At 69.9% G+C, this 5,948-nt stretch carries 4 protein-coding genes; 3 read left to right on the top strand and 1 reads right to left on the bottom strand.

Translation table 11 applies throughout. The annotated features are described in order from the left end of the window. Positions 1-675 precede the first annotated feature (675 nt). Entirely contained in the window at positions 676-1,476 is an 801-nt protein-coding gene (gene blaOXA, locus E4O86_RS22060; RefSeq protein WP_161142703.1) for a class D beta-lactamase, read from the top strand. Positions 1,477-1,769: 293 nt separating this feature from the next. Here blaOXA and E4O86_RS22055 read toward each other — a convergent pair whose 3' ends face one another. Next, complete coding sequence (locus E4O86_RS22055; protein WP_161142702.1) at positions 1,770-3,599, bottom strand: M3 family oligoendopeptidase; 1,830 nt, start codon at positions 3,597-3,599, stop codon at positions 1,770-1,772. Between the two features lie 198 nt (positions 3,600-3,797). Between E4O86_RS22055 and E4O86_RS22050 the strand changes: the two genes are divergently transcribed. Together E4O86_RS22050 and E4O86_RS22045 are read left to right on the top strand one after the other, a co-directional pair. After that, positions 3,798-5,369, top strand: a complete 1,572-nt coding sequence (locus E4O86_RS22050; RefSeq protein ID WP_161142701.1) for a sigma-54-dependent transcriptional regulator — start codon at positions 3,798-3,800, stop codon at positions 5,367-5,369. A gap of 5 nt (positions 5,370-5,374) precedes the next feature. Continuing rightward, positions 5,375-5,948, top strand: a 574-nt coding sequence (locus E4O86_RS22045; protein ID WP_484573217.1) for a L,D-transpeptidase scaffold domain-containing protein, incomplete at its 3' end; no start/stop codon positions are given.

Below are 5,948 nucleotides of genomic sequence, written 5' to 3'. Positions count from 1 at the left end.
TTCCTCGTCACCGAGATGATCCCCGGCCTCAGCTTCGAGGACCTCCAGGCCCGCACCGAGGCCCCCCTCCGCCGCGCCTGACCGCGGCACCCGCACCCGGCCGGGCCGCCCCGGCCCGGGCATCCAGCGGCCTCCGGTTCCGCCTCGGCCGCCCCTCTGGATCGCCGGGTCGGACCGGCGATGACGACAGAGGGTGAGGCGAGGCGGCACGGATCGCCGGGTCGAACCGGCGATGACGACAGGAGGCGTGGCGAGGCGGAACGGATCGCCGGGTCGGGCCGGCGACGACGACAGGGGGCGGGGCCGGACAATCCCTCCCCTTGCGGCGGAGGGGAGGGATGCGGCGGCGTGGGTCGCCAAAAGTATCTCCCGAGATCACAGCACTCTCTGTCGTCCTGCCCGGGCTTGACCCGGGCATCCAGCGGCCTCCGTTCCGCCTCGGGCGCCCCTCTGGATCGCCGGATCAAGTCCGGCGATGACGACAGAGGGTGAGGCGAGGCGGCACGGATCGCCGGGTCGAACCGGCGATGACGACCGTAGGGCGGTGGCGACGGAGAGGCAGGCGAGGCGCCTGCGGCTCTCCCGTTCCGTCTTGCTGTCGCGCCAGGCCCGATCCGACTTGGACGCGGAACTGCTCAGCGGTCTATGCAGCAAGGATGGAACCGGAATCATCGAATGACGAAGCTTCTCCTTGCCGCTTGCGCCTGTCTGGCTTTCACCGCGACGCCGTCGCAGGCAGAAACGAAAGTGATCTGCATGCTCGCCGTCTCGGCCCAGACGGGAAAGCCGCTTGTCGAAGAGGGCGATTGCGGACAGCGCATGTCTCCCGCGTCGACCTTCAAGATCGCGATCAGTCTGATGGGCTTCGATAGTGGCGTCCTGCAGTCGCCCACTGCGCCCGAACTGCCTTTCAAGGACGGCTATATCGATGACCGGCCGGAATGGCGCCGAGCTCAGAACCCGACAAGCTGGATGCGCGATTCCGTGATCTGGTATTCCCAGCAGACGACGTCGCGGCTGGGAATGGAGAAATTCGCGGCCTACGTGACTGCCTTCGACTACGGCAACAGGGACTTGGCCGGAGACCCCGGCCGGAAGAACGGCTTGACCAATGCCTGGCTGAGCTCGTCCCTGCAAGTCTCTCCGGCGGAGCAAGTCGCGTTCCTCCGAAAGCTCGTCCGCCACGAACTTCCGGTGAGCGACAAGGCGGTCGAGAGCACCAGTGTGATCCTGGATCAGGGGATGAAAGGGAACTGGCACGTCTTCGGAAAGACCGGCGCCGGCGGCATCAGGACGGCGGAGGGCAAGCTCAGCAATCCGTTCGGCTGGTTCGTGGGCTGGGCGCAGAAGGGATCGGATACGGTGGTCTTCGCACGACTGATCCAGGATACCGAGCGCCAGCCGTCGCCGCCCGGCATGCGTGCCCGCGAGGGGTTGGTGGAGGACCTGTTCTCAGGAGAGGGCGTGCTGCGGTAGCTCGGGCTTCCTGCGCTGGGAGGCGCGGGAAAACATGAAGAGCGAGCGTTCCAAGATCACCGCTTGCTCTGTCGTCCTGCCCGGGCTCGACCCGGGCATCCAGCGGCGTCCGGTTCCGCCTCGGCCGCCCCTCTGGATCGCCGGATCAGGTCCGGCGATGACGACGGAGGGTGAGGCGAGGCCGCCTGGATCGCCGGGTCGGACCGGCGATGGCGACGGGGAGGAAGGCGGGTCGTTCCGGGACCGCCATCGGCTCATCGGACAGCGCCTTCCGTCCGCGCGTCTCCGCGCGCTCAGGCGCGGCCGCGCCCGTCCGCCTCGAGCTCGTCGATGAAGCCCTCGATCACCGAGAGGCCCATCTTCCAGAATCCGGGGTCGGACGCATCGAGGCCGAAGGGGGCGAGCAGCTCCTTGTGCCGCTTGGTCCCGCCCGCCTTCAGCATCGCGAAGTACTTCTCCTGGAAGCCCGGCTCCGCCTTCCGGTAGACGGCGTAGAGCGAGTTCACGAGGCAGTCGCCGAACGCGTAGGCGTAGACGTAGAAGGGCGAGTGGATGAAGTGCGGAATATAGGTCCAGAACGTCTCGTAGCCCTCGCCGAGGCGGATCGCGGGGCCGAGGCTCTCCCGCTGCACCTCGAGCCAGATCTCGCCGATGCGCTCGGAGGTGAGCTCGCCGCCGCGGCGCTCGACATGGACGCGGCGCTCGAAGGTGTAGAACGCGATCTGCCGGACCACGGTGTTGAGCATGTCCTCGACCTTGCCGGCGAGCATGATGCTGCGCTCGCGCGGCGAACCGGCCTTGGCGAGCATGGCCTGGAAGGTCAGCATCTCGCCGAAGACGCTCGCCGTCTCGGCGAGCGTGAGCGGCGTCTGCGCCATCAGCAGCCCCTGCCCGGCCGCGAGCACCTGGTGCACGCCGTGGCCGAGCTCGTGGGCGAGCGTCATGACGTCCCGCGTCTTGCCCTGATAGTTCAGGAGAACGTAGGGGTGCACCGAGGGGACGGTGGAATGCGCGAAGGCGCCGGGGGCCTTGCCGGGCCGCGTCGGCGCGTCGATCCAGTGCCCGTCGAAGAAGCGCGCCGCGATTTCCGCCATTTCCGGCGCGAAGCCGCGATAGGCCGAGAGCACGGTCGCCTGCGCCTCCGTCCAGGGCACGCGCCGGTCGAGCGCATCGGGAAGCGGGGCGTTGCGGTCCCAATGGTTGAGGCGGTCCATGCCGAGCCAGCGCGCCTTCAGCGCGTAATACCGGTGCGACAGCCGCGGATAGGCGTCGCGGACCGCGGTCACGAGCGCATCCACCACTTCCGGCTCGACCCGGTTGGAGAGATGGCGCGCCGCCGCCACGTCCTTGAAGCCGCGCCAGCTGTCCGAAATCGCCTTGTCCTTGGCGAGCACGTTGGTGACGAGGGTGAAGAGCCGGAGGTTCTCCCCGAAGGTCCGGGCGAGCGCCTCGGCGGCGCTCCGCCGCTTCGCCTCGTCGCGATCGACGAGGAGGTTGAGCGTGGGCTCGAGCGTCAGCTTCGCGCCGCCGACCTCGAAGCGGAGCGAGGCGAGCGTCTCGTCGAAGAGCCGGTTCCAGGCGCCCCGCCCGGTGACCGACTTCTCCAGGAAGAGCCGCTCGAGCTCGTCGGAGAGCTGGTAGGGACGCTCCAGGCGGATGTCCTCGATCCAGGCGCGGTAATGGGCGAGCGCGGGGTCCGCCATGCCGGCCTCGACCAGCGCGTCGTCGAGGCGGTTCAGCTCGAGCTCGAAGAAGAGCAGGCGCGTCGCGACCGTGTTCAGCCTGTCCTGCACGTCCCCGTAGAACTTGGCCCGCGCCGGGTCGGTCGTATCGCCCGAATAGACGAGGCTCGCATAGCTCATCAGCTTGCCGATCACCTCCTCGACCGCCTCGTAGCGCCGGATCGCCGCCGCCAGCGCCGCGCCGCCCTCCGCCCCGCCAGCGATCTCCTCGAGCCGGCCCTTATACGCGGCGGCGAAGGCGGCCGCCTCGCTTTCCGCCTTGGCGATGTCCGCCTCGACCTCGGCCGAGTTCATGCCGGGATAGAGATCGGAAAGATCCCAGACCGGCAGATCGCCCAGTTCGCCCGCCGTCTCGTTCCGCGCTGCGCCGGTCACCGCCATCTCTTCGCCTCTGTTCACGTCGTCGCGGCTATAGATCGCGTGATGCCGCCGCTTGCGCAACCTCGATGCCGGCCGCCACCCCGATCGGCAAGAACTCCGTTCGACGGGTAAGGACGCCTTAACCAAGTTGGTTCACGGTGCCGCCACCATGACCTGCGGCACCCTACGAAACCCCAGAAGGCCCGGCCGGCCAGCTCCATGCCCAGCCGAATCCTGATCGTCGACGACGATCCCGTCCAGTGCCGGATCCTGGAGGAAACGGTCCGCGCGCTGGGGCACCGAACCGAGACGGTCGCAAGCGGCGAGGCAGCGCTCCAGCGCCTGCAGCGTGCCGACGCGCCCGCAATCTCCGCGGTGCTGCTCGATCTCGTCATGCCGGGAATGGACGGTCTCGCCGTCCTCGCGCAGTTCGCGCCCCTCGGCATCGCCGTTCCCGTGGTCGTGCAGACGGCGAAGGGCGGCGTCGAAGCCGCGGTATCGGCGATGCGGGCCGGCGCCTGCGACTTCGTCGTGAAGCCCGCCGCTCCGGAGCGCATCCGCGCCTCTCTCTCGAACGCGCTGAAGCTCGGCGCCCTGACCAGCGAGATCTCCCGGATGCGGAGCACGCATGCCGGGACCCTCACCTTCCGCGACCTGATCGGCCGCGCGCCGTCCATGGAGCGTGTCGTCGACCTCGGCGAGCGCGCCGCGCGATCCGCGATCCCGGTCCTGATCGAGGGCGAATCGGGCGTCGGCAAGGAGCTCGTCGCGCGCGCGATCCAGGGCAGCTCGAACAGGCGCACCAAGCCCTTCGTCGCCGTCAATTGCGGCGCCATCCCCGAGAACCTCGTCGAGAGCATCCTGTTCGGCCACGAGAAGGGCGCCTTCACCGGCGCCACCGAGCGGCGGATCGGCAAGTTCCAGGAGGCGCATGGCGGCACGCTGTTCCTCGACGAGATCGGCGAGCTTTCGCCCGACGCGCAGGTCAAGCTGCTCCGCGTCCTGCAGGATGGCGAGATCGACCCCGTCGGCGCGAGTCGCCCGGTCCGGGTCGACGTCCGCCTGATCGCCGCGACCAACCGCCGGCTGGTGGAGCTCGTGGCGGACGGCGAGTTCCGCGACGACCTGTTCTACCGCCTCAACGTGTTTCCGATCTGGGTCCCGCCGCTCCGCGACCGGCGTGAGGACATCCCGGAGCTCGCGCGGCATTTCCTGGCGCGCTTCGCGGCGGAGGAAGGCAAGCCCGGCCTTGCCGGCATCGCCCCGGAGGCGCTCGACCTCCTCGTCGCCTATGACTGGCCGGGCAACATCCGCCAGCTGCAGAACGCGGTCTTCCGCGCCGTGGTGCTGAGCGACGCTCCGCGGCTGAGGCCGAGGGACTTCCCGCAGATCGTGGCGTCCCGGAACGGCTGGGGCCCACCGGAAACCGCCGGCCGGGCGGCGGCGGCGCCTCCCCGCGCGCCGAGGCCTGTTGCCGAGGAGCTACAGCGGACCTTCAATCTCGGGCGGAATGATTGGCCGGCGCAGAGTCCGACTGACGCACCGGCGGCCGGGCGGTATGGTGTCGCCCGCCTTCTCGACGAACGGGGCGAGGTGCGCCGCTTCGAAGCGCTCGAGGAGGAGGTGATCCGATTCGCGCTCGATCACTATCGCGGTTGCATGAGCGAGGTCGCCCGCCGGCTCGGGATCGGGCGGTCGACGCTCTACCGCAAGCTGAAGGATTACGACATCGAGCCGGAACGCGGGCCGGAGGAATACCGTCCCGGCCCAGTGCTGAGCGTCGCGGAGTGATCGGGATGGTAACGAGACCGGCCAGGCTGTTCGCTGCCACCGCCCTCCTTCTCGCGGCGTCCGGAGCCGCGGCCCTCGCCTCGCCGGAGGACCTCGCCCTCGCCGTGACCGGCGGCGAGCAGGCGGTCGCGCCGATCCCCGGCGGCATGGCGCTCTCGCGCGAGGGCCAGCTGGTCTGGTCGCTGCTCGACGCACGGCCGGAGCCGCGCGGACGCATCGAGCGCGACGTCTCGGCGGCGGTGCGCGGCTTCTACGAGCGGCGGCGCTACGAGCCGGCATGGATCGACCGCCGCAAGCCGACGGCGCAGGCGCAGGCGCTCGTCTCCAGGATGAAGAAGGCGGCGGAGGACGGGCTTGCGCCGGCCGCCTATGCCGTGCCCGCGCTCGACTTCTTCTCGCTCGGCGACCCGCAGGTCGCCGCCGAGGCCGATGTCGCGCTCAGCATCGCCGCCGCGCGCTTCATCGCGAACCTCTCGGCCGGCCGGATGGACCCGGCCGCGCTCGGCGACAATCTCGGCCTTCGGCCCGAGCGCCCCGACCTCGCGGCGGCGCTCGCCTCGCTCGCCGCGGCGCCCGACG

Origin of the sequence: Propylenella binzhouense (assembly GCF_009866965.1) — a bacterium.
Lineage (GTDB): Bacteria > Pseudomonadota > Alphaproteobacteria > Rhizobiales > Afifellaceae > Propylenella > Propylenella binzhouense.
Note: the sequence above shows the minus strand (reverse complement) of the source record. Positions and strands in the feature narration are given on the sequence as shown.

Coding starts and splice junctions, on each gene's coding strand:
- E4O86_RS22050 (WP_161142701.1), top strand. CDS start 3,798: ATGCCCAGCCGAATCCTGATCGTCGACGACGATCCCGTCCAGTGCCGG.
- blaOXA (WP_161142703.1), top strand. CDS start 676: ATGACGAAGCTTCTCCTTGCCGCTTGCGCCTGTCTGGCTTTCACCGCG.
- E4O86_RS22055 (WP_161142702.1), bottom strand. CDS start 3,599: ATGGCGGTGACCGGCGCAGCGCGGAACGAGACGGCGGGCGAACTGGGC.